The organism is Gelidibacter salicanalis (assembly GCF_016469035.1).
In the GTDB taxonomy this organism is placed as follows: domain Bacteria; phylum Bacteroidota; class Bacteroidia; order Flavobacteriales; family Flavobacteriaceae; genus Gelidibacter; species Gelidibacter salicanalis_A.
This window is the reverse complement of record NZ_JAEHJZ010000368.1, coordinates 1-322: the sequence shown is the minus strand read 5'-3', so window position 1 is coordinate 322 and position 322 is coordinate 1. Positions and strand designations below refer to the sequence as shown.

The window sequence follows — 322 nt, the reverse complement described above, 5'->3', positions numbered from 1 at the left end:
TCAAAGGTATCTTGGGTGGCAGTTAGATTAAAACTCACACATTGATTTGCGAAATTACTGTATAGTACTGCTGAATCCAATACTACAATACCATTTGCATCGAGGTACAAAGTGGTGTCGGCACAAAACCCTTCGCCCACCGAAAATGTATCGAGAATGGTTACCACAGCAAAGCATGTATCGTAATTGTTTCCAAAATCTCGACCTATTAGCTGTACATTATTTGTTCCCACATCAAAACAATCGAAAGTGGTTTGAGACAAATACAAGCTAGAAATTTGACAATTATCTGCGCTATTATTGTCCACAAAACTAATATCTA

At 37.3% G+C, this 322-nt stretch carries 1 protein-coding gene; it reads right to left on the bottom strand.

Features of this window, described 5'->3' with window-relative positions; translation table 11 throughout:
• The coding region (locus JEM65_RS21670; protein ID WP_199603841.1) for a hypothetical protein at positions 1–322 on the bottom strand (322 nt) is incomplete at both ends.